Below are 20444 nucleotides of genomic sequence, written 5' to 3' on the forward strand. Positions count from 1 at the left end.
CGCACCCGTGGCTAAGCCCTATCCTCGAATAATCATGACTTCAGCATCGAGCATGGATCCGGCAGCGGGAGCTGTTGCGGACTCCCCAGCGAGCAGCACCGCCGCCAGCCAGACCGCCAGCCAGGTGGGATCGCGGCCCATCGGTGTCTTCGATTCGGGCGTCGGCGGACTCACCGTGGCCCGGTCCATCATCGACCAGCTGCCGAACGAATCCATCCTGTACGTCGGCGACACCGCCAACGGCCCCTACGGCCCGCTTCCCATCGCCGAAGTCCGGGCCAACGCCCTGGGCGTGATGGACGAGCTGGTGGATTCCGGCGTTAAGCTGCTGACGATCGCCTGCAACTCGGCCTCCGCCGCCGTGCTGCGCGACGCCCGGGAACGCTACACCGCCCGTTACGGAATTCCCGTGATCGAGGTCATCCAGCCTGCTGTCCGGCGTGCCGTCGCGGCCACCCGCAGCGGCCGGATCGGCGTGATCGGCACCTCGGCCACGGTCGGGTCGCGGGCCTACGAGGATACCTTCGCGGCCGCCCCGGACCTGCACATCACGTCCGTGGCCTGTCCCGCGTTCGTGTCCTACGTGGAAGCCGGGATCACCACCGGACCGGAGCTTCTGGCGGTAGCCCGCGAGTACCTGGAACCGCTCAGGGCCGCCGGTGTGGACACCGTGGTGCTGGGCTGCACCCACTACCCGCTTCTCACGGGCGTCATCTCCTTCGTGTTGGGGGAGGACGTCACCCTGGTCTCCAGCGCCGAGGAGACGGCCAAGGATGTCTACCGTGCGCTGGCCTCCCGGGGTCTGGAGCGGACGGACGCCGCCGCCCCGGCCCACAACTTCATCGCCACCGGCGACGCGGCCCAGTTCGAGCACCTGGCCCGCCGCTTCCTCGGCCCCGAGGTCCTCAGCGTCCGCCAGGTGGACCACGTGGCCGCCCAATACCCCACGGGCAGCCTGGCCAGGATCACCCCCGAAATGCTCGCCGCCGCGCAGGCCGGCGCCGGCCGTCCCCGGATCTCCAACTTCGTGGCCACGTCCTCCCATGCCGCCTCCCATGCCGCCTCCCATGCCGCCTCCCACACCGCCTCCCTGCGGGGGCCTGGCCTGTGAAGCTGACCATCGTGGGCTGTACCGGATCCTTTCCGGGCCCCGGCTCGCCGGCGTCGTGTTATCTGCTGACCGCCAACGACGGCGAGCGGAACTGGAAGATCGTCCTGGACCTCGGCAGCGGGGCGCTCGGCGCGATCCAGCGCTACACGGATCTCGAGGACATTGACGGCATTTTCCTGACCCACCTGCACCCGGACCACTGCATGGACCTGTGCGGGCTCCATGTGGCGGTGCGCTGGAAGCCGGGCGGCTGGGGCCGGGGCCGGATTCCGGTCTGGGGGCCGGCGGCGACCGCGGACCGGATGGCCACCGCCTACGGGCTGGAACTGGACCCGGGCATGCACGAGGAATTCGACTTCAGCAACTGGGCGGAACGGAAGCCCGTGACCATGGGTCCCTTCACCGTGACCCCGTACGCCGTGAACCACCCGGTGGAGGAGGCCTATGCGCTGCGCGTGGACGTCACCGAGCCGGGCAAGGACGGCAGCCCCGTCACCCGCGTCCTGAGCTATTCGGGGGACACGGACTCCTGCAGCGGCCTGGAAGACGCAGCCCGCGACGCTGACCTGTTCCTCTGCGAAGCGGCCTTCGAGGAAGGCCGCGACGACGGCATCAAAGACGTGCACCTGACCGGCAAGCGGGCCGGCGAAGCCGGGGAAGCCGCCGGCGCGCGGCGGCTCCTGCTGACCCACATCCCGGTCTGGACCTCGCCGACGACCGTCATGGCCGAAGCGAAGCAGGTTTTCGGCCGGGACGTGGCCGTGGCCGTGGCAGGCGTGCACTACACGATCTGAGCCGGTGCCCCGAGTCGATAAGCTAAAGGCATGACTTCCGAAGCACTTACTGCCCCCATCATCCGCGCCGATGGCCGCACCCCGGACCAGCTCCGGCCGATCAGCATCACCCGCGGCTGGTCCAAGCAGGCCGAAGGATCGGCCCTGATCGAGTTCGGCAACACCCGGGTGCTGTGCACGGCGTCCCTCACCGAGGGCGTCCCGCGCTGGCTCAAGGGGGAGGGCCGCGGCTGGGTCACCGCCGAATACGCCATGCTCCCGCGCGCCACCAACACCCGCTCCGACCGCGAGTCCGTGAAAGGCAAGATCGGCGGCCGCACGCACGAGATCTCCCGGCTGATCGGCCGCTCGCTGCGCGCCATCATCGATACGAAGGCACTGGGCGAGATCACCATCGTGCTGGACTGCGATGTCCTGCAGGCCGACGGCGGAACCCGCACCGCCGCCATCACCGGCGCGTACGTGGCACTGGCCGAGGCCATCCGCTTCGCCCGCGAGAACAAGATGCTCGCCCGCAACGCCCAGCCCCTGATCGACACCATCGCCGCAGTCTCCGTCGGCATCATCGACGGCATCCCGATGCTGGACCTGCCCTACGTCGAGGACGTCCGCGCCGAGACCGACATGAACGTGGTCGTCACCGGCTCCGGCAAGTTCGTCGAAGTCCAGGGCACCGCCGAAGGCGCCCCGTTCGACCGTGACGAGCTCAACAAGCTGCTGGACCTGGCCCTGCTGGGCACGGAGGAGCTCGCCGCCATCCAGCGCGAAACCCTGGCGGAAGCCCCGTGACAGGCGGCGTTCCCGCGCCCGTTCTGGTCCTCGCCACGCATAACAAGGGCAAACTCAGGGAGCTCCGCGAGCTGCTCCGCGGGCAGGTGCCCGGTCTCGACGTCGACACCCAGGTGGTGGACGCCGGCGCCGTCGGTGCGCCCGACGTCGCCGAGACCGGCGTGACGTTTGCCGAAAACTCGCTGCTGAAGGCACGCGCGGTGGCCCGGGCCACCGGTCTCGTGGCGATCGCCGACGACTCCGGGCTGGCAGTGGATGTGCTCGGCGGCGCGCCGGGGATCTTCTCGGCACGCTGGGCAGGACGGCACGGGGACGACGCCGCGAACCTGCAGTTGCTGCTGGACCAGCTGGCCGATGTGCCCGACGAGTACCGTGGCGCGGCGTTTGTCTGCGCCGCGGCGCTGGCCGTTCCCGGATCATCGGCGGGGGAGGTCCGGGAAATCGTCGAGTACGGGCAGCTGGAGGGCACCCTGCTGCGCGAACCCCGCGGCGCCGGCGGCTTCGGCTACGACCCGGTGCTTCAGCCCAGCGGCCTGGACCGCAGCTGCGCCGAGCTCAGCCCGGCGGAGAAGAACGCCATCAGCCACCGCGGCCAGGCCTTCCGGGCGCTGCTGCCGGCCATCGTGGCGGCTCTGGCCGGAAGGTAGCCGCTGCCGGCCAGTCTGTACTAACAAGGAAGGCGCCCCACACTGTGGGGCGCCTTCCTTGTTGGCCGGTTTGGCCGGATGGCTTGTCCGGAACGGGGGTTACGGGGTCTTGCGTTCTTCTTCGGGCTCGTGCTCCTCGATGAACTCCTCGACGATGTCCGTGCCGTACTTCTCGGCCTGGCCCTTGGCAACGAAGCCGCGGATGACCTCGACGCCGATCGGGACGACGGAGACGAGGACGATGATAACGAAGATGATGTCCAGGTTCTCGCGGACCCACGGGACCCTGTTGCCCAGCAGGTAGCCGAGCAGCGTCACGCCGCCGCCCCAGAGCACGGCGCCGATGACGTTGTAGAGGAAGAACTTGCGCTTGCCCATCTGGGCGACGCCCACAATCACGGGGACAAAGGTCCTGATGATGGGGACAAAGCGGGCCAGGATCAGGGCCTTGCCGCCGTGCTTCTCGAAGAAGGCGTGGGCGCTTTCGACATTCTCGCGCTTGAAAAGCCTGGAATTGGGCTTGTTGAAAATGGCGGGACCGGCCTTCGAACCGATCAGGTAGCCCACCTGGTTTCCGATAATCGCGGCGACGATGATCAGCGCCGAGAAGGCCCAGATGTTGAACTGGATGGTGCCAGTGGCCACAAGGAGTCCGGCCGTAAACAGCATGGAGTCACCCGGCAGGAAGAAGCCGACCAGCAGCCCCGTCTCGGCGAAAATGATGCCGCAGACCAGCAAGACCACCCAAGGCGCCAGCGCCGGGTCGGCCAGGAAGACCTGGGGGTTGAGCCAGTCGGGCAGGAGCGAGGACAAGTGCGGCTGCACCGGGCCTGCGCCTCCGATCGCGGACACGGCAAAGTCACTCATAGCTATAAGGTTCACCCGTTAAGGGTACTAGACGGCCGCCGTCGGGCCTCCCGGCGGCGCCTGCTGCGGGGAACAGTCGGGGGACAACCGGGGGACCGCCCGGGGGACCGCCGGCGGCGCGATGCGGGCCGGCCCGGATTTCGGCGGTAAAGTTCGAGGCGTGGGTTTGGACTTTACGGCGATCGACTTTGAGACCGCGAACGGCTTCCGCGGTTCACCATGCGCTGTTGGCCTGACGAAGGTCCGCGGCGGTGTCGTCGTCGAGGAAGCCTCCTGGCTGATGCGGCCGCCGGAGAACCACGACCGCTTTGACCACCACAACGTCCGGATTCACGGCATCCGGCCGGAACACGTTGCGGGCCTGCCCCGCTTCGGTGAAATCTTCCCGGAGATCGGCGCCTTCATCGGCGACGATGTGCTGGCGGCCCATAACGCCGCCTTCGACCTCGGCGTGATCCGCTCCGGACTGGAAGTGTCAGGCCTGGCCGGCCCTGCCTACGACTACGTCTGCACGGTGATGCTCTCGCGCCGCTGCTACTCGCTTGTGTCCAACTCGCTGCCGTATGCGGCCGAGGAGGCCGGCGTGCCGCTGGTGAATCACCACGACGCGGCAGAGGACGCCCGGGCGTGCGCCGGGATCCTGATCGACATAGCCGCCCGCAACGGTGCCGGCAGCATCGCCGAACTCTACTTGTCGCTGGGACTGAATGTGTCCCGCCAGCCGGCCTTCGATCCGCTGCATGATCCCCTGTCCAAGGCCAGCCATTCGGCCATCGGTGCGCTGGCCGCGGGAGCGGACGCTGCCGCCCCGGTCCGCGCGTTCCAGCCGGGCTGGCCGGAAGAGGGTGCCAACCCGTTGCCGAACGCCCTGGCAGAACCGGGGCACCCGCTGTTCGGCCAGACCGTAGTGTTCACCGGGGAGCTGGTGATGCCCCGGCCGGAGGCGAAGATCCGCTCCGCCGAGCTGGGGGCCAGGCCCGAAAGCCGGGTCACGGCCCGCACCACCGTCCTCGTGGTGGGGGACGGGTTCGTTGCCGCGGACCTGCGCTCCGGACGGCTTACCGGCAAGGCCCGGCGCGTCCTGGATCTGCATGAGCGCGGCCAGCGTATCGAGGTCATCTCGGAGGGTGAATTCCTGCAGATGGTGGGCGGCCATGTGGCCCCCGCCGCGATCGCCTGAGGACCCCGCTTACGGCCCTTGGGTCATACGGCGCAACAATCATTTCGCCGGCGCGGGTCTGCTCGTAGCCTTGGATGATGAGCACACCGACGGATGCACTCTCCGCGCCGCGGGCGCCAGCGCCTGCCCCGCAGGCCGGGATCGACTGGGGGCAAGTCTTCGCGTTCCCCAACCCGGTGAACGAGTACGCCGCCCGGATCACCGCCGGACTTGTGGTGCTGCTCTCTCTGGTGACGCTGCTGACCGGCTTCGGCTGGGGCCTGGCCGTGATCGCCGTCGGGTTCTGGCTGCGGCTGCTGTTCGGCCCGCGGATCTCGCCTTTCGGGATACTCTCGGTCAAGGTGCTGACGCCGCTGCTGGGGAAGACCCGGCTCGTTCCCGGGCCGCCGAAGCGCTTTGCCCAGGGAATCGGTGCCGCCATGTCCACCGCGGCGGCCATCCTGCTGGCCGCCGGCCTCGCACCGGCTGCCTGGATCCTGCTCGCGGTCCTGATTGTGGCCGCGTCCCTCGAATCATTTGCCGGCTTCTGCCTGGGCTGCGCCATCTTCGGCATCCTGCAGCGCCGGGGTTTCATCCCCGACGACGTGTGCGAGGCCTGCAACAACATCCCGCTCCGGCGCGCTTAACCGCCGCCGGCCACCGCAAGGGCATCAGGCGCCGGTAACAGCCGCCAGCTGCGATGCCATGCCCCGGATGACCTCCGGGGCTTCCAGCGCCTCAAGCCAGCCGGCCGGCAGGCAGTCCTCGCCGTAGAACGTGCCCAGGATGTTCCCGGCAATCGATGCCGTGGAATCGCTGTCCCCGCTGTGGTTCACCGCGAGGCTGATCGCCGCCCGGAAGTGGGCCTCCGGATGCCCGGCAGCCGCCGTCGTATCCGGTTCCGTGACCAGTACGGCATAAAGCGCGACGGCGAGAGCCTCCTCCGCCACCCAGCCCGCGCCGAGCTCCCGGACCAGTTCCTCCGGTTCCAGCGGCGCTCCGGCGCCGCCCAGGCGCAACGCCGCTTCGAGCCGTGCCATGAGATCAGGATCCGGCAGTTCGCCCTTGCGCAGGTGGCCTGCGCCGAGTTGTCCCAGCGCGAATTCGGCGGCTTCCCGCAGGCCTTGTCCGGCCGTCAGGGCGTGGATGACGAGGCTGAAGACGCCGGCGCTCTGCCGGGCCGCGGGGTGCCCGTGAGTCAGCGAGGCTGCGTCGGCACTGAGCTTGTAGACGGCCCCGGCCGCGATGTAGGGGATCAGGCCAAAGGGCGCCGAGCGCATCACGGTGCCGCAGCCCTTGGAATCCGGGTTGACCGGCCGGTAGAACGTTCCCATCTCACCGGTCGCCAGGCCGCTCAGGCACGCGTTCCCGGGGGCGCGGCGGTGCCTGAGGACGTTGTGCGAATCGATCCAGCGGGGAGGCTGGAAAGGCGCCGCGTCCGGAACCGGGACGCCCTGGGTGCCGAGCCAGCGCAGGTAGGCGAGCCACAGGCACGCATTGGTGTCCGCGCCCACGCCCGAGTTCGCCCACTCCAGCGCCTCCAGCAGCCCGTCCACGGTGTACAGCGTGAGCTGGGTGTCATCGGAGAAGTGGCTTCCGCCGTCGAGCGCGGAAAAGTCCTGCAGCCCGTCCGGACCGAACTTCGTACGGATGGTGGAGATGTCGTCGAATTCGACGGCGTACCCCAGCGAATCACCGAGGGCGCCGCCCAACAGACAGCCGTGGATACGCGACTCGTGCGACGGGGTTGAACTTGCTGCGGGGGTGGTGACGGGCTCGTTGCTCATGACTTAAAACTTTACCCCGACCCCATGTCGGTGCCGGCAACGAGTCCCCTCGGTGGCTGGCCCAAAAGGCCGCGCGCCGCGCCCGGCACGGCGCACAGGAACGGCACGGTAAGCACTGCGCGAACCAGCGTGGCGGAAGACCGGCTCCACCCCCGACTACCGGTTCTCACCTGCCAACGAAACGACATTCCTGGCCTGGACCAGGACGTCGCTGGCCCTGATCGTCGGCGCCCTTGCGATCGACCAGCTGGCCCCGGATATCGCTCCCGCCCCGCTCCGGATCGCCATGTGCGTTGCCCTGGCGTTCATCGGCGCCGTCCTGGCCGTGCTGCTCCTGGTAGCGGTGAGCGCCGCGGCCATTCGGGACCCCGGGCTGCAGCCTGAGCGGACTTCGCTGTCCTGGGGCCGGACGCTGCTGGCCCTCTTCGCGGCCGATCTGCTGATTTGGCGCAGCTGGGCGGTCGCGGGATCGCAGTCCGCCCCCGCCCCGAGCCCGGTCAGGCGGGCAGGAGCCGGTACCACGGACTTCCTGGGCGTCTGTGCCCTGACGGCGATGGTCGCCACCGTGGTGCTGTGCCTCTGTGCCTCTGTGCCTCTGTGCCTCTGTGTCCTGGCCCGGTTACGGCAACTACGGCAGTCCTCCTACGCACCTCTCGCCTCCCTCATGCGCTGGGCCGCCGCCGGTGTCATCGTGCTCGGAGCCAGCGCCGTCGCCGCGATTGCGCCGGGATCCTAGGCCCAGGTCCAGACAACGTCCAGACTCCGCTGGCAGACTGCTCGCTGACCCCAAGCAAAGGAATACCTGACCATGATCACGCGCGCGTCCACCCTCGAGCCGCCTGCCCGGCCCGGCCTCAGCACTGCCGATTCGACGCGGCCCGGACTTCCGGCCCGGCTGTCCGCCGAGGCCTTCGGCACATTCTTTGTGGTGGTGGCCGGCCTGGGTGTTCCGCTGTTCACCATCCCGCAGTCGAACCCGCTGTCCGCCTCGCTGGCCGCGGGACTGGCGCTCACGGCGGCCATGCTGGCCTTCGGCTACCTCTCCGGCGGACACTTCAACCCTGCCGTCACGGTGGGCCATGCCATCGCCGGCCGCATCCGGCCGGCGGACGCCGCGGCCTACGTCGGGGCCCAGCTTGCCGGTGCGCTGCTCGGAGCGGTCACGCTGTTCGGCATCCTGCGCACCGTTCCCAAGATCAGCGACACCCGGACCGCCTTTGACACGGTTACCGCCGGCTTCGGCGAGAACTCCATCATCCAGGTCCCCCTGTCAGGGGTGCTCCTCGTGGAGATCCTCGGGGCCGCCCTCCTGGTGGCCGTCTACCTCGGCACGGCCTCGGCCCGGAACCCTTCCAGGGCGGCGGCCCCGTTCGCCGTCGGCCTGACCATGGCCGTGCTGCTGCAGCTCGGTCAGTCGATCGGCAACACCCCCCTTAACCCGGCCCGCGCCACGGCCTCCGCAGTCTTCAGCAGCCCGGATGCACTTGGCCAGCTGTGGCTCTTCTGGGTCGCTCCGCTGGTCGGCGCGGCGTTGGCCGGGCTGGTCTTCCGGGGCTTTGCGCTGTCGACTCCCGGCATCGTTGCGGCGCCGGCGCCGGCGCTTGAACCGGAGCCGGCGCTTGGACCGGAGACGGAGCCGGAAACGGAGACCTACGCCGAGCCGGCGCTTGATCCGGCGGCCGACGCCGCGACGCCTGCACCCGCAGTCCGCCAGAAGGGCGGGGACGACGATGCCCGGGACTTCTTCGACAAACGCGGCGAGTAGTCCGCGTACCGCGTCGGGCCCGCAAAACCACAACGCGGGGTCACTTCCGGCCCATCCGACGCGGCGGGACGGGCCGGAAGTGACCCCGCGTTGCTGTTCCGGAGCGGTGGGGCAATAGTGTCGCTGCCAGCCGATACCGTAGGAGCATGCGGTTATTGCACACTTCGGACTGGCATTTGGGCCGGTCATTCCAGGGCGTCGGCATGCTTGATGCCCAGCGCGGCTTCGTAGACCAGCTCGTCACCTTCGTTCGCGATGAGGCGGTCGACGTCGTCCTCATCGCCGGCGACGTCTATGACCGTGCCATGCCCGGAGTCGACGTCGTCGGCCTGCTCGACGACGCCCTTGTGCGACTGACCGGCGCCGGCGCGCAGGTGGTGCTGACCAGCGGCAACCACGATTCGGCCATCCGGCTCGGCTTCGCGTCCCGGCTGCTGGAACGCGGGGGAGTCCACCTGCGCACGCGGCTGGCGGAGCTGGACCAGCCGGTGATATTCCCGCTCGACGGCGGGCCTGGCGCTGAGGAAAACGCGGATCCGGACACCGGCCCGGCACTGGCCATCTACGGCATCCCCTGGCTGGAGCCGCGGCTCGTCGCCGGGCAGCTGGGTGTCGAGACCGCCAGCCACTTCGAGGTCACCCGCGCCGCCACCGCACGGATCCGGGCCGATCTTGCCGCCCGCGCCCAGTCGCGGACCGTTCATTCCGTGGTCCTGGCGCACACCTTTGCCAGCGGCGGAATCAGCTCGGACAGCGAACGGGACCTGAGCATCGGCGGCGTCGGCGCCGTTCCGCTGGATCTCTTCGACGGCTTCGGCTACACGGCGCTGGGCCATCTGCATGGCCGCCAGGAGCTCTCGCCCACCGTGCGCTACTCCGGGTCTCCCCTCGCGTACTCCTTTTCGGAGGCGAAGCACAAGAAGGGCAGCTGGCTCATCGAGGTGGACGCCGCCGGCATCGGCGAGATCAGCGAGGTGCTCTGGGAGGCGCCCCGCGCGCTCGCCGTGCTGCGCGGCAAGCTGGATGAGCTGCTCTCCGCCGGGGAATTCGCCTGGGCCGAAGGCGCCTACTGCCAGATCACCCTGACCGATGCCCAGCGTCCGGCGCAGGCCATGGACAAGCTCCGCTCGCGCTTCCCCGACACCCTCGTCCTCGGCTTCGACCCCGAAGGCGCCGCCGCTGGCGCCAAAATCAGCTACAGCAGCCGGCTGGCTGAGGCCGACGACGACCTGTCCCTCTGCTGCGGTTTCCTGGAACACGTCCGCGGCCGCAGTGCGGACCACGCCGAATCCGCCGTACTTGCAGAAGCCCTCGAAGCCGTGCGGCTGGAAGGAGTATCCCTGTGAGGATCCACCGCCTCGAAATCTCCGCCTTCGGCCCCTTCGCCGGCACCGAACACATTGACTTCGACCGCCTGAGCGCCCACGGGCTGTTCCTGCTGAACGGCCCCACGGGAGCCGGCAAGACGAGCGTCCTGGACGCCATCTGCTTCGCGCTCTACGGCTCGGTGCCCGGCGCCCGGCAGGACGGCAAGCGGCTGCGCAGCGACCATGCCGGGGCCGCCGCCGAGCCCCGGGTCACCTGCGAGTTCTCCGCCCGCGGCCGGCACTTCGAAGTCTCCCGTTCTCCCGCCTGGGACAAGCCGAGCGCCCGGGGCAAGAACGGGTTCACCGTGCAGCAGGCCAACACGCTGCTGCGCGAGCGCGTCAACGGGGAATGGACCGAGAAGTCGGGGCGCAATGATGAGGCCGGCGCCGAGATCGCGGACATCCTGGGCATGAAGCGGGAACAGTTCACCCGGGTCGTGATGTTGCCGCAGGGCGACTTCGCCGCCTTCCTTCGGTCCAAGCCCACGGACCGCCTGGAACTGCTCCAAAGCCTGTTCGGCACCCAGCGCTTCGAGGCCGTCGAACAGGAACTCGCACGGAAAGCGAAAGCCGCAGGCACCGAGGTTGCCGGCCTCAACAGCCAGCTGGAGCTGCTGCTTGCCCAGGCCGAAGCCGAAACGGCGGCCCTTGAGCTCGACGCCGCCGAGGCCCCGGACCGCGCCGATGCCGGCTCGCTCCTGGCCTGGCTCGGGGCAGCCGCCGCCTCCGCCGCGGCCGGGCGCCAGGCTGCCGCTGCGGAGGCCGAACGTCTGCGCGCCGAACACACGGCCCAACTCGACGCCGCCACGGCCCGGGCCGCCCGCCAGGCCAAACTCGCCGCAGCCGAAAAACGCCGGGCCGAGGCGGAGGCCGCCGGGCCCGTGCTGGCGGGCAAGATCGACAGGCTGGGCCTGCACCGCAAGGCGGAAGTGCTCGGCGGACAACTGCAGGCGATGGCAAGCGCCGAAGCGGCCGAGGAGCTGGCAACCCTGGCCCTGACCGGTGCGGCGGAGGAACTGCGCGCCGCGGCGCTCACTGACGCCGAGCTCATGGCGCTCCGGGGCGGTTCCCCGGACAATCCCGCGGATTCCCTCACGGGCGGCACCCGCGACGGCGCTCCCGACGGCGGGCCGGCCGGTGGACTCGCCGATGGTGCTGCCTTGCGGGCCGCGCTGGGCGGATTGCGGTCCGTCCGGGCGGTGCTGGAGGAACGGCTGCCGGAAGAGGCCAGGCTTGCCGGACTGCTGGCCCGTGCGGCCCGGCTCCGCGGGACGCTGGAGAAGCTGTCCGCGGGACGCCGCACGGGGGTAGCGGCTCTGGAATTACTGAGGGCTGAATCCGAGGCACTGCTCGGCGGCCTGCGTCCGCTGGAGGAACTTGCGGCCGAAGTCCAGGTCCGCAATAAGGAAGCCGGCGCCGCCGCGGAACTCGTGGCCATGGTCGGGCGATATATGGCGGCGGGAATTGTGTGCGGCGCTGTCGCGGAGCGCCACAGCCTCGCCCGGGACGAACACCAGGACCGGCGCCAGCGCTGGCTTGATCTCCGCGAGCAACGGCTCGCCAACGCCGCCGCCGAGCTCGCGTCCCAGCTGCAGTCGGGCCTCCCATGCCCAGTGTGCGGCAGCCCCGAACACCCGGCCCCCGCCCCGGCGGCTGCGTCCGCCCTGGCCGTCGCCGAAGCGGAGCAGACAGCGCAGCACGCATACGAGGAATCAGAGATGGCTCTGGCCGCGCTTGAGCGCGAACTTGCAGACGCCCAGCAGGAGCTTGCCGTGCTGGCGGCCCAGGGTGGCAGCACCGCGCCCGGGGACGCCCGCGTTGAGGCGGAATTGGCAGCGGAACGCGCGGCATGCGCCGGCCTCGCTGCCCAGGAACTTGCCGCGAGCCGCGCCCGGCAGGCGGAGCTCGACGAGGAAATCACCGCCGCCGAGCTGGCCCAGTCGGCTGCCGCGTCCGGGATCGCCCAGACGGAATCCACCATCGCGGAAGTCCAGGAACAGGCGGACGCCCTGGAGTTGGCCCTCGGGAAACTGCGCGCATGGCATGCCAGCCTGGGGGAACGGATCGCCGCCCTCAACGGAACCACCGCCGTCCTGGAACGGGCCGAGGCGGCACGGACCAGGCTGGAACTGGCCGAGTCCCGCACCACGGATGCCCGGAATCAGCTGGGGCTGGCACTGCCGGCGTCCGGGTTCAACTCCGCGGCGGCGGCCCAGGCCGTGCTGCTCACGGCCGGCGAGGCCGCCGGCATGGAAACCGCCATCCGGTCCGGCCAGGACGAGGCCGCCCGGATCCAGGAACTCTTCGCCAGTGAGGAGCTGGCCCTCGCTGCCCATGAACAGGAATCCGGGGCCGCCCTCGAGGACGGGGTCCTGGAGCAGCTCCGCGCCGGCGCAGCTGCATCGGAGCTTGCCGCACGGCAGACCGGTCTCGCTGCGGGCCTCGCGGAGAAATCAGTGCGGACGCTGGGCCGGATCGCGGGCGATTTTGCGGAACGTGCCGCTGCCGGCCGGGAGCCCAGGGAACGGGCGGCACTGCTGAATGCCGTCGCCGACGCCGCCCGCGGCGCCGGAGACAACAACTACCGAATGAGCCTGAACAGCTATGTACTCGCGGCCCGGCTCGAACAGGTGGCCGTCGCCGCCTCGGAGCGGCTGATCGGCATGAGCGATGGCCGGTACACCCTGCAGCACACCGACGCCAAGGCAGCACGGGGGCAAAAATCCGGACTCGGCCTGGAGGTCGTGGACCAGTGGACCGGCCAGCGCCGCGATACTGCGACGCTCTCCGGCGGCGAGTCCTTTATGGCATCCCTGGCGCTGGCCCTCGGACTCGCGGACGTCGTTCAGCAGGAATCCGGCGGCGTGGATATCGAGACCCTTTTCGTGGACGAGGGCTTCGGAAGCCTCGATGAACAGGCCCTGGAACAGGTCATGGACGCCCTCGAAGGACTCCGCGACGGCGGCCGGGTGGTCGGGCTGGTGAGTCACGTGGCGGAAATGAAGCAGCGCATCAGCACCCAGCTCCAGGTGGTCAAGGAACGCCACGGTTCCACGCTCCACATTTCCGACGACGCCGGGGCCTGACGCTGCAGCCGATCCCGGGCAAGGTGCCAGGATTGCGGCTACAATTGGACCGTTACCGGGTCGCGCGCATCGGGAGGAGGGACGATGCGCACCATCGAACGAACCCGGAATCATGAACCTCTCAACGTCTTCCGTTGCGCCAACATCCACGGCGCCCGAACTCTCCGCGCCCCTTTCCCCTGAGCCTGGTCCCTCACCCAGCACCGGCGGCCGCTTCGCCCGGCTCCCGCTGCTGGCCGGCAGGACTTTCATCCCGCTGGGACTCTTCGCCAGGCTTCCCCTCGCCATGCTGACCGTTGGTGCGCTCACCCTGGTCACGGCCGTCACCGGTTCCTACGCGGTCGGCGGTCTGTCGGCCGGGGCGGTCGGCATCGGTTCAGCGCTCGGCGCCCCCGTTCTCGGCGCGTTGGCGGACCGGCTGGGCCAGCGCCCGGTGCTGGTTTTTGCCGCGATCTTCAACACGGTTGCCGTCGTCGCCCTGATCCTCGCCGCCTACCTGATCCCGGGCGGTCAGGACTTGGCCACAGCCGTCCCCGTCCTTGCCGCCGCGTTCGTGGCAGGTGCGAGCTGCCCGCAGGTCGGCCCGCTGGCCCGGGTCCGCTGGATGGCGCTTACCTCCCGGGGCGGACGCGATGCCAACAGCGCGGACCTCGACACGGCCCTGTCCTACGAAAGCACCGCCGACGAACTGACCTTCGTGCTGGGCCCGGCGCTCGTGGGCATCCTCGCCAGCCTGATTGCGCCCTGGCTGCCGCTGGCCCTCGCAGCCGCGCTGACCATCACCCTCGTCCCCGCCTTCGCCGTTCACCCCACCCACCAATCGGTCGTCCGCACACCCGCACGGACCGCGGCCGGTTCCGCAGCCGAGAAGGAGCGCCGGAAGGCTATGTCCGCCGGGCAGCGTCTCGGCGCCTTCGCCGCCGTCGGCCTTCCGGTGCTGGCCATGGTCTGCATGGGAACGTTCTTCGGCTCGACCCAGACCTCCCTGAGTTCCTTCTCGGCCAGCTTTGCGACGTCCGAACTGGCCGGACTGCTGTATGCGGTGATGGGCTTGAGCTCGGCCGCGGCGGCGCTCTCGGTTGCCTACTGGCCGCAGCGGTTTTCGGTGAACGCCCGCTGGCTGGCCTGCGCGGCGCTGATGGCGGGGCTCTCGTTGCTGTTGCTGCTGCCTTCGACGGCACTGCCCATGATCCTGGTGCTCCTGGTCCTGGGCCTGCCGGTGGGTCCGCTGATGGTCACGGTATTCGCCATCGGCGGCCTCGTCGCGCCGGCCGGCAAACTCGGCACGGTCATGACGGCGCTGGCCAGTGGCATCGTCGGCGGCACCGCGCTGGGCTCTTCGACCGCCGGACAGCTCGCTCAGAACAGCGGCTATTCCGTGGCCTTCATCGTTCCCGTGTGCGCTGCCGCCGCGCTGTTCCTGCTGGGCGCGGCAGCCGCCGTCGTCCTCCACCGGACGAAGTCGACGACGGCCGCCTGCTAGCCCCATCTGACTAGCAGCAGGGGCCGTTTTGAGCGCTGAGAACGGCCCCTGCTGCTAGTTGGTTGGGGAACGGGCGGCGGCGGGACGCTTCCGCGCGATTCAGCCCAGCTGGCTCTCGATGCGCCCGGCGCTCGCCCTCAGCGCGGCCGCCACCTCGATGGGGTCCTGGGCGGCACGGATATAGACGACGGCGAGGGCGGCCGGACGTCCGCCCGGAACCCGGACCGGAACGGCCAGTGAGGAGACGCCCGCGATAACTTCGTCATGGCTGGCCGCGTAGCCGCGGTGTCGGGCCTCTGCGGCCTCGGGCCGATACGGGATTCCGGGGGCGAGCGCGTGCCACTCCAGTTCGGAGTGGGCCGACTGGATGGCGATACCGGGGGCGCCGGCGCTGATCGGGTGCCGGGATCCCGGATGCTGGACGACCGTGGCGCCGGTATGCCGCGGATCCACGGTGACCAGGGTGACGCAGTCCTTGTGGTCCCAGACCGCCACGAAGGCGCTCATGGTCAGGGTGTTCGCGAGCTGCGTCAGCTCGGGCAGGGCTGCTGTCTGCAGGTTCCGGGCCACTGCGCGGGCCAGTACGGCGAGGCCGGGGCCCGGCTGGACCCGCCCGCTGTCATCGCGCACCAGCAGCGAATGGTCCTCGAGGGTGCGAAGGATCCGGTAGGCCACGGAGCGGTGGACCCCCATGGCATCGGCGAGTTCGGCAATGGTCAGCGGCTGCTGGGCCTCGGCGAGGATTTCCAGTGCGCGGATGCCGCGGGACAGCGTCTGGGAGGGGGATGCCTGGGCGCTGGCGGCGTTCGGGGTCATTTGTCCATCCTAGGTCCGGGACAACGCCGGGTCGGACGCGGGGCCGATAGACCCTTGTGGCGCGGCCAGCGGTGCGCTAACGTTCTATATGGGAACTGTTTGTTCGATTATAGAACAAGCTATTCGATCAAACCAGCGTCCGCGCAACGGCACCCACCACCAAATTCAAGGGATCAACGATGATTGCCAAGCCCCGCACGGATCCGATTCCGGTTGTTACGGGCCGAACCTCCGCGCCCCGCGCAAATCATTTCCGCGGCAGCCTGGGACGTTTCGCGACCGGCGTGGCGATTGTGACCTTTGACGGGGTCACCAAACGCCACGGCATCACTGTCAATTCCTTTACCTCGGTGTCCATGGACCCGCCCCTAGTGCTGGTAAGCATCGCCCGCGCCACCAAGGCCCACGACGAACTCGCCGGCCGGCCTTTCACGGTCAACATCCTCGGTGCCGAGCAGCGGCAGCTGGCGATGCACTTCGCCGGCCGCCCCGGCCCGGAACCGCTCTGGGTCGAAGGTGAAACGGCGCCCCGGCTCTCGAATGTGCTCGCCTACTTCGAATGCACGCCCTGGGCGGCGTACGACGGCGGCGACCACACCCTCTACATCGGCGAGGTGGCGGACTTCAACTACCGCAACGGCGATGCCCTGGCCTTCGCCAACAGCACATTCACCACCATCCCGGAAAGCCAGCTGGGCGTGGAAGACCTGCTCTGACCCTCCGCAGTACAACGCCTCGGCCCTGACGACTCGGCTCAACGACGACTGGAGAAACAACTATGGGTATCCGCACCGGACAGCAGTACCTGGACAAACTCAACGCAATGACCCCGCACGTGGTGATCGACGGTGAAGTAATCAGCGAGAAGATCGCCGAGCACCCCGCATTCCGCAATGTGGCACGCTCGTACGCCAGACTCTTCGACATGCAGCACGATCCGGAATACCAGGAAGCCCTGACCTACACCTCGCCCACCACCGGCGACCTGGTGAACGCCTCCTTCATGGTGCCGAAGACCGTCGAGGACCTGGAGCGCCGCCGCCGGGCCATCTCCACCTGGGCCGAGTCCTCCAACGGGTTCCTTGGCCGCTCCGGCGACTACATGAACTCCTCACTCACCGCCCTGGGCACGGCCGAAAAGTGGTTCTCGCAGGCTGACCCCAAGTTCGGCGAAAACATCCGCACGTACTACGAGTGGGCCCGTGAAAACGATGTCCTCGCCACCCACACCCTGATCCCGCCGCAGGTCAACCGCTCGGTTTCCGGTTCTGAACAGCTCGGCGGCCAGCTTTCGGCCCGGATCGTTGAGGAGCGCGAGGACGGCATCGTCATCCGCGGCGCGCGTATGCTTGCCACCATCGCCCCGATCGCGGACGAGCTGCTGGTCTTCCCCTCCACGGTGCTCCGCGGCACCCCGGAGGACGCCCCGTACTCCTATGCCTTTGCCATCCCGAACGATGCAGCGGGACTGCGTTACCTCTGCCGCACCTCGCTGTACAACGGCGGCAGCACCCACGACGAGCCGCTGGCCTCCCGCTATGAGGAGATGGACGCCGTCGCGATCTTCGATAACGTCTTTGTCCCCAACGAGCGCATCTTTATGCTCGGCAACCCCCAGCTCTGCAACGGCTTCTACTCCGAGACCGGCGCCGGCGCGCTTATGACGCACCAGGTGGTCACCCGCACCATCGCCAAGAGCGAGTTCTTCCTGGGCCTGGCCTCCGAGCTGGCCGATTCCATCGGTATCGACGGCTTCCAGCACATCCAGGAGGATATCGCGGAGCTGATTGTCGACGTCGAAATCGGCAGGGCGCTGATCCGCGCGTCGGAGGTCGACGCCCAGCTGAACGAGGCCGGGGTGATGCTGCCGAAGTGGTCCACGCTGAATGCGGCCCGCAACTGGTACCCCAAGATCGCCCAGCGCTTCCCGCAGATCATCCGCAAGTTCTGCGCCTCCGGCCTGATGGCGCTGCCGGGCGAGGCGGACGTCAACAGCGAGGCCCGGGAGGACATCGAGTTGTACCTGCAGGGCAAAAGCCTCACCGGACCCGAGCGAGTCCGCCTGTTCAAGCTGGCCTTCGACGCCTCGGTTTCCGGTTTCTCCGGCCGGCAGTCACTCTACGAGTACTTCTTCTTCGGTGACCCGGTCCGGATGGCTGGTGCCCTGGTCAACAGCTACGACCGTGAGCCCCTCCGGGCCCGCGTCCGTGAGTTGCTGACCCGCGAGGACTGACCCGGGGCGTCCTGTCTACCGCGGGGCGCGGGCGCCGCCGCAGGAGCCGGGGTCCCCGCCGGCGGGTAACGGAAGACTGTTCCCGGCCCTTACATTTCCGTCATTTTTCGGGCGTGGCGAGGCAATTTCAAGAAATATGTGCGCCTTATCACATTTTCGTAGTAGTGTACTTCTTACCAACTAACTGACCGTTCGATCAGTAAATCACGAGGCACCCACCCCGGGCAGTTCGTCTGCCCCCAGCTACGGAGTTTCAATGACCGCAACTTCATCCGTCGATTCAGAGGCGGGCCCCAGCAGCAAGCATGAGGAACGCAAGGTCCTCGCCGGGACGCTGGTCGGGACCACCATCGAGTGGTACGACTTCTTCATCTTCGCGCAGCTGACAGCAACGCTGCTGTCGCCGCTGTTCCTCACCCCGCTGCAGAATTCGAATCCGGGCCTGGCGCAGATCCTGTCCTTCGCCCTCATCGGCATCAGCTTCCTGTTCCGCCCGCTCGGCGCCGTCGTCGCCGGCCACCTCGGTGACCGCCTCGGCCGCAAGGCCATGCTGGTCTTCACGCTCATCATGATGGGTGCCGCCACGGCCCTGATCGGTATGCTGCCGACCTACGCCCAGATCGGCGTCTGGGCTCCGATCCTGCTGATCCTGCTCCGTGTCATCCAGGGCTTCTCCGCCGGCGGTGAATGGGGCGGCGCCGCCCTGATGGCAGTCGAGCACGCTCCCAAGAGCAAGCGCGGCCTGTTCGGGGCCTACCCGCAGATCGGTGTTCCGGTGGGCATGATCCTCGCCACCGGCCTGCTGTACTTCCTCAACACGTCCATGTCCAAGGAAGACTTCGCGTCCTGGGGCTGGCGTGTGCCGTTCCTGCTCTCGATCGTGCTGATCGTCGTCGGCTACCTGATCCGCCGCGCGGTCGCCGAGAGCCCTGTCTTCAAGGAAATGCAGGAGCGCAAGGAAGAAAGCAAGGCGCCGCTCGGAGAGCTCTTCCGGAAGCACAAGAAGGCCGTCCTCTTCTCGACGATGATCTTCATCGGCAACAACGCTGCCGGCTACCTGCTGATCGCGTTCTTCATCTCCTACGCCACCAAGTCCCTGAAGATGCCCACCCCGCAGATCCTGCTGGCCACCACGCTGGCATCCTTCGGGTGGCTGATCTTCACCCTGGTGGGCGGCTGGCTGTCGGACAAGATCGGCCGGGTCAAGACCTTCCTGATCGGCTACGGCATCGTCTTCGCATGGATGATCCCGATGTTCGCGCTCATTGATACCAAGAACATCGTGCTCTACGGCGTCGCGCTCTTCGTCCTGACCATCGGCCTGGGCCTGTCCTATGGCCCGATGTCCGCAATGTATGCCGAGATGTTCCCGGCGAATGTGCGCTACTCGGGCATCTCGATCGGTTACGCCTTCGGTGCCATCCTCGGCGGCGCGTTCGCGGCGACCATCGCGGAGGCCCTGCTGCAGGGTACCGGGTGGACCGGTTCCATCGGTATCTACATCATGATCCTTTGTGTCATCTCCGCGGTCGGCGTCCTGCTGGCCGGGGAAACGAAGGGCCGCCCGCTCGGCGTCGTCCACCACGCGCCGGCTGTAACGGCAAAGCACTAAGAACCAGGCACACACGGAGGGGCGCGGCCGAAAGGTCCGTGCCCCTCCGTCGTTAAGGCAACGCGGGGTCACTTCGCGCCCATCCGACGCCGCCGCACGGGCCGTATCTGACCCCGCGTTGCTGCTCAGGCGAGGCGGGCACCCAGCAGCCGGACGACGTCGTCGTCCGTCACCTGCGCGAAGGTCCGGTAGTAGCTGCCGACGGCGCGGAACTGGCCGGGGAGGTGCAGGAAGAAGACGGCGTCGGCCAGGTTCTCCAGCGACGTCAGCGCTTCCAGCGAGGCGACGGGGACCCCGACGACGACGGTTGCGGCGCCGGCCGCCCGCACCGCCTCCACGCCGGCCCGCATAGTTGCTCCCGTGGCCAGCCCGTCGTCGACCAGGATGGCGGTTCTGCCCCTGAGTGCCGGCCTGGGTCCCGGATACGCGGCCGCGCGGCGTTCCAGCTCGGCCCGCTCGGTACCTTCCACCTGGTCCAGCGAGGACTGCCGGACGCCAATTTCCAGGAGCCCCGCCACCAGGGTGCGGTTGAGCACACGCACCACCCGGCCGTTCGACCAGGCAAGGGCGCCGAAGGCCGTTTCCTCGTGGCCTGGAATCCCCAGCTTGCGGACCGGGAGCGCATCAAAAGGGAGCCGGAGCGCTTTTGCGGCGGCGGCCGCCACCGGCACGCCGCCGCGGGCCAGACCCACCACCAGGGTGTCCGGCCGGTCCCGGAACTGGGGGAGGGCGGCGGCCAACAGCCGGCCAGCCTCTTCGCGGTCTGTGAAGCGCATGCCCACGGCGTTCCTCTTCCGGTTCCGGCCACTCTGCTGCGGCCAGCCTACGTCCGGCGCGGTACCCGCGCGAGAGAAGTGCCGGGATTTGTCCGGCGGGCAGTTCCATCTATCCGTTCTGCCGGAACCAACGCGGGGTCATTTACGGCCCA

General features: G+C 68.8%; 18 protein-coding genes and 1 pseudogene. 15 read left to right on the forward strand and 4 right to left on the reverse strand.

The genetic code is table 11. The annotated features are described in order from the left end of the window. Window positions 1-34: 34 nt before the first annotated feature. Genes murI through rdgB form a run of 4 tightly spaced genes read left to right on the forward strand, consistent with a single transcriptional unit; the run spans window position 35 to window position 3341 of the window. On the forward strand, window positions 35-1111 hold the full coding sequence (gene murI / locus ACZYZE_RS06490; protein ID WP_463906900.1) for a glutamate racemase: 1077 nt from the start codon (window positions 35-37) through the stop codon (window positions 1109-1111). Beyond that, window positions 1108-1905 carry an MBL fold metallo-hydrolase gene (locus ACZYZE_RS06495; protein ID WP_463906903.1) on the forward strand — a complete coding sequence of 266 codons (798 nt, stop codon included), beginning with the start codon at window positions 1108-1110 and terminating at the stop codon, window positions 1903-1905. The genes murI and ACZYZE_RS06495 overlap by 4 nt, the downstream gene beginning before the upstream one ends. A 30-nt stretch (window positions 1906-1935) precedes the next feature. Continuing rightward, window positions 1936-2694 carry a ribonuclease PH gene (gene rph, locus ACZYZE_RS06500; RefSeq protein WP_463906905.1) on the forward strand — a complete coding sequence of 253 codons (759 nt, stop codon included), beginning with the start codon at window positions 1936-1938 and terminating at the stop codon, window positions 2692-2694. Next, complete coding sequence (gene rdgB, locus ACZYZE_RS06505) at window positions 2691-3341, forward strand: RdgB/HAM1 family non-canonical purine NTP pyrophosphatase (protein WP_459318769.1); 651 nt, start codon at window positions 2691-2693, stop codon at window positions 3339-3341. Before rph ends, rdgB begins: the two co-directional genes overlap by 4 nt. A 99-nt stretch (window positions 3342-3440) precedes the next feature. Here rdgB and ACZYZE_RS06510 read toward each other — a convergent pair whose 3' ends face one another. Next, window positions 3441-4208: a VTT domain-containing protein gene (locus ACZYZE_RS06510; protein WP_459318768.1), complete on the reverse strand. Its 768-nt coding sequence runs from the start codon at window positions 4206-4208 to the stop codon at window positions 3441-3443. A gap of 160 nt (window positions 4209-4368) precedes the next feature. On the opposite strand from ACZYZE_RS06510, the gene ACZYZE_RS06515 reads away from it, so the two are divergent. Next, window positions 4369-5388, forward strand: coding sequence for a 3'-5' exonuclease (locus ACZYZE_RS06515; protein ID WP_463906908.1), 1020 nt, complete (start codon window positions 4369-4371; stop codon window positions 5386-5388). A gap of 77 nt (window positions 5389-5465) precedes the next feature. Further along, window positions 5466-6014, forward strand: coding sequence for a DUF4395 domain-containing protein (locus ACZYZE_RS06520; RefSeq protein WP_463906909.1), 549 nt, complete (start codon window positions 5466-5468; stop codon window positions 6012-6014). Window positions 6015-6038: 24 nt separating this feature from the next. On the opposite strand, the gene ACZYZE_RS06525 is transcribed toward ACZYZE_RS06520, so the two are convergent. Then, complete coding sequence (locus ACZYZE_RS06525; RefSeq protein ID WP_463906910.1) at window positions 6039-7154, reverse strand: ADP-ribosylglycohydrolase family protein; 1116 nt, start codon at window positions 7152-7154, stop codon at window positions 6039-6041. Window positions 7155-7374: 220 nt separating this feature from the next. Here ACZYZE_RS06525 and ACZYZE_RS06530 point away from each other — a divergent pair. The 6 genes and pseudogenes from ACZYZE_RS06530 to ACZYZE_RS06555 form a co-directional block, all read left to right on the forward strand. Beyond that, window positions 7375-7434, forward strand: a pseudogene (locus tag ACZYZE_RS06530) (hypothetical protein); the annotation flags it as partial. 6 nt (window positions 7435-7440) lie between these two features. Then, complete coding sequence (locus ACZYZE_RS06535) at window positions 7441-7890, forward strand: DUF202 domain-containing protein (protein ID WP_463906912.1); 450 nt, start codon at window positions 7441-7443, stop codon at window positions 7888-7890. A gap of 72 nt (window positions 7891-7962) precedes the next feature. Beyond that, a complete protein-coding gene (locus ACZYZE_RS06540) occupies window positions 7963-8919 on the forward strand; it encodes an MIP/aquaporin family protein (protein WP_463906914.1) in 957 nt (318 codons plus the stop codon). Window positions 8920-9065: 146 nt separating this feature from the next. Further along, window positions 9066-10265 (forward strand): exonuclease SbcCD subunit D, encoded by a 1200-nt coding sequence (locus ACZYZE_RS06545; protein WP_463906916.1) that lies wholly within the window; start codon window positions 9066-9068, stop codon window positions 10263-10265. Next, the gene (locus tag ACZYZE_RS06550; protein WP_463906918.1) at window positions 10262-13372 is read left to right on the forward strand and encodes an AAA family ATPase; all 3111 of its coding nucleotides are present in this window, start codon (window positions 10262-10264) and stop codon (window positions 13370-13372) included. Before ACZYZE_RS06545 ends, ACZYZE_RS06550 begins: the two co-directional genes overlap by 4 nt. 112 nt (window positions 13373-13484) lie before the next feature. Next, a complete protein-coding gene (locus tag ACZYZE_RS06555) occupies window positions 13485-14855 on the forward strand; it encodes an MFS transporter (RefSeq protein ID WP_463906920.1) in 1371 nt (456 codons plus the stop codon). Window positions 14856-14954: 99 nt separating this feature from the next. On the opposite strand, the gene ACZYZE_RS06560 is transcribed toward ACZYZE_RS06555, so the two are convergent. Beyond that, a complete protein-coding gene (locus ACZYZE_RS06560; protein WP_459318760.1) occupies window positions 14955-15671 on the reverse strand; it encodes an IclR family transcriptional regulator in 717 nt (238 codons plus the stop codon). A gap of 179 nt (window positions 15672-15850) precedes the next feature. Between ACZYZE_RS06560 and ACZYZE_RS06565 the strand changes: the two genes are divergently transcribed. The 3 genes from ACZYZE_RS06565 (at window position 15851) to ACZYZE_RS06575 (ending at window position 19516) form a co-directional block, all read left to right on the forward strand. After that, window positions 15851-16387: a flavin reductase family protein gene (locus tag ACZYZE_RS06565; RefSeq protein ID WP_459318759.1), complete on the forward strand. Its 537-nt coding sequence runs from the start codon at window positions 15851-15853 to the stop codon at window positions 16385-16387. A gap of 62 nt (window positions 16388-16449) precedes the next feature. Next, the gene (gene hpaB / locus ACZYZE_RS06570; RefSeq protein WP_463906922.1) at window positions 16450-17904 is read left to right on the forward strand and encodes a 4-hydroxyphenylacetate 3-monooxygenase, oxygenase component; all 1455 of its coding nucleotides are present in this window, start codon (window positions 16450-16452) and stop codon (window positions 17902-17904) included. A 256-nt stretch (window positions 17905-18160) separates the two neighbouring features. Beyond that, window positions 18161-19516 (forward strand): MFS transporter, encoded by a 1356-nt coding sequence (locus ACZYZE_RS06575; RefSeq protein WP_463906924.1) that lies wholly within the window; start codon window positions 18161-18163, stop codon window positions 19514-19516. Window positions 19517-19641: 125 nt separating this feature from the next. Here the strand turns inward: ACZYZE_RS06575 and ACZYZE_RS06580 are convergent, their stop codons facing one another. After that, window positions 19642-20292, reverse strand: coding sequence for a phosphoribosyltransferase (locus tag ACZYZE_RS06580; RefSeq protein ID WP_463906926.1), 651 nt, complete (start codon window positions 20290-20292; stop codon window positions 19642-19644). Between the last annotated feature and the right edge of the window lie 152 nt (window positions 20293-20444).

This window comes from Pseudarthrobacter woesei (genome assembly GCF_055412745.1).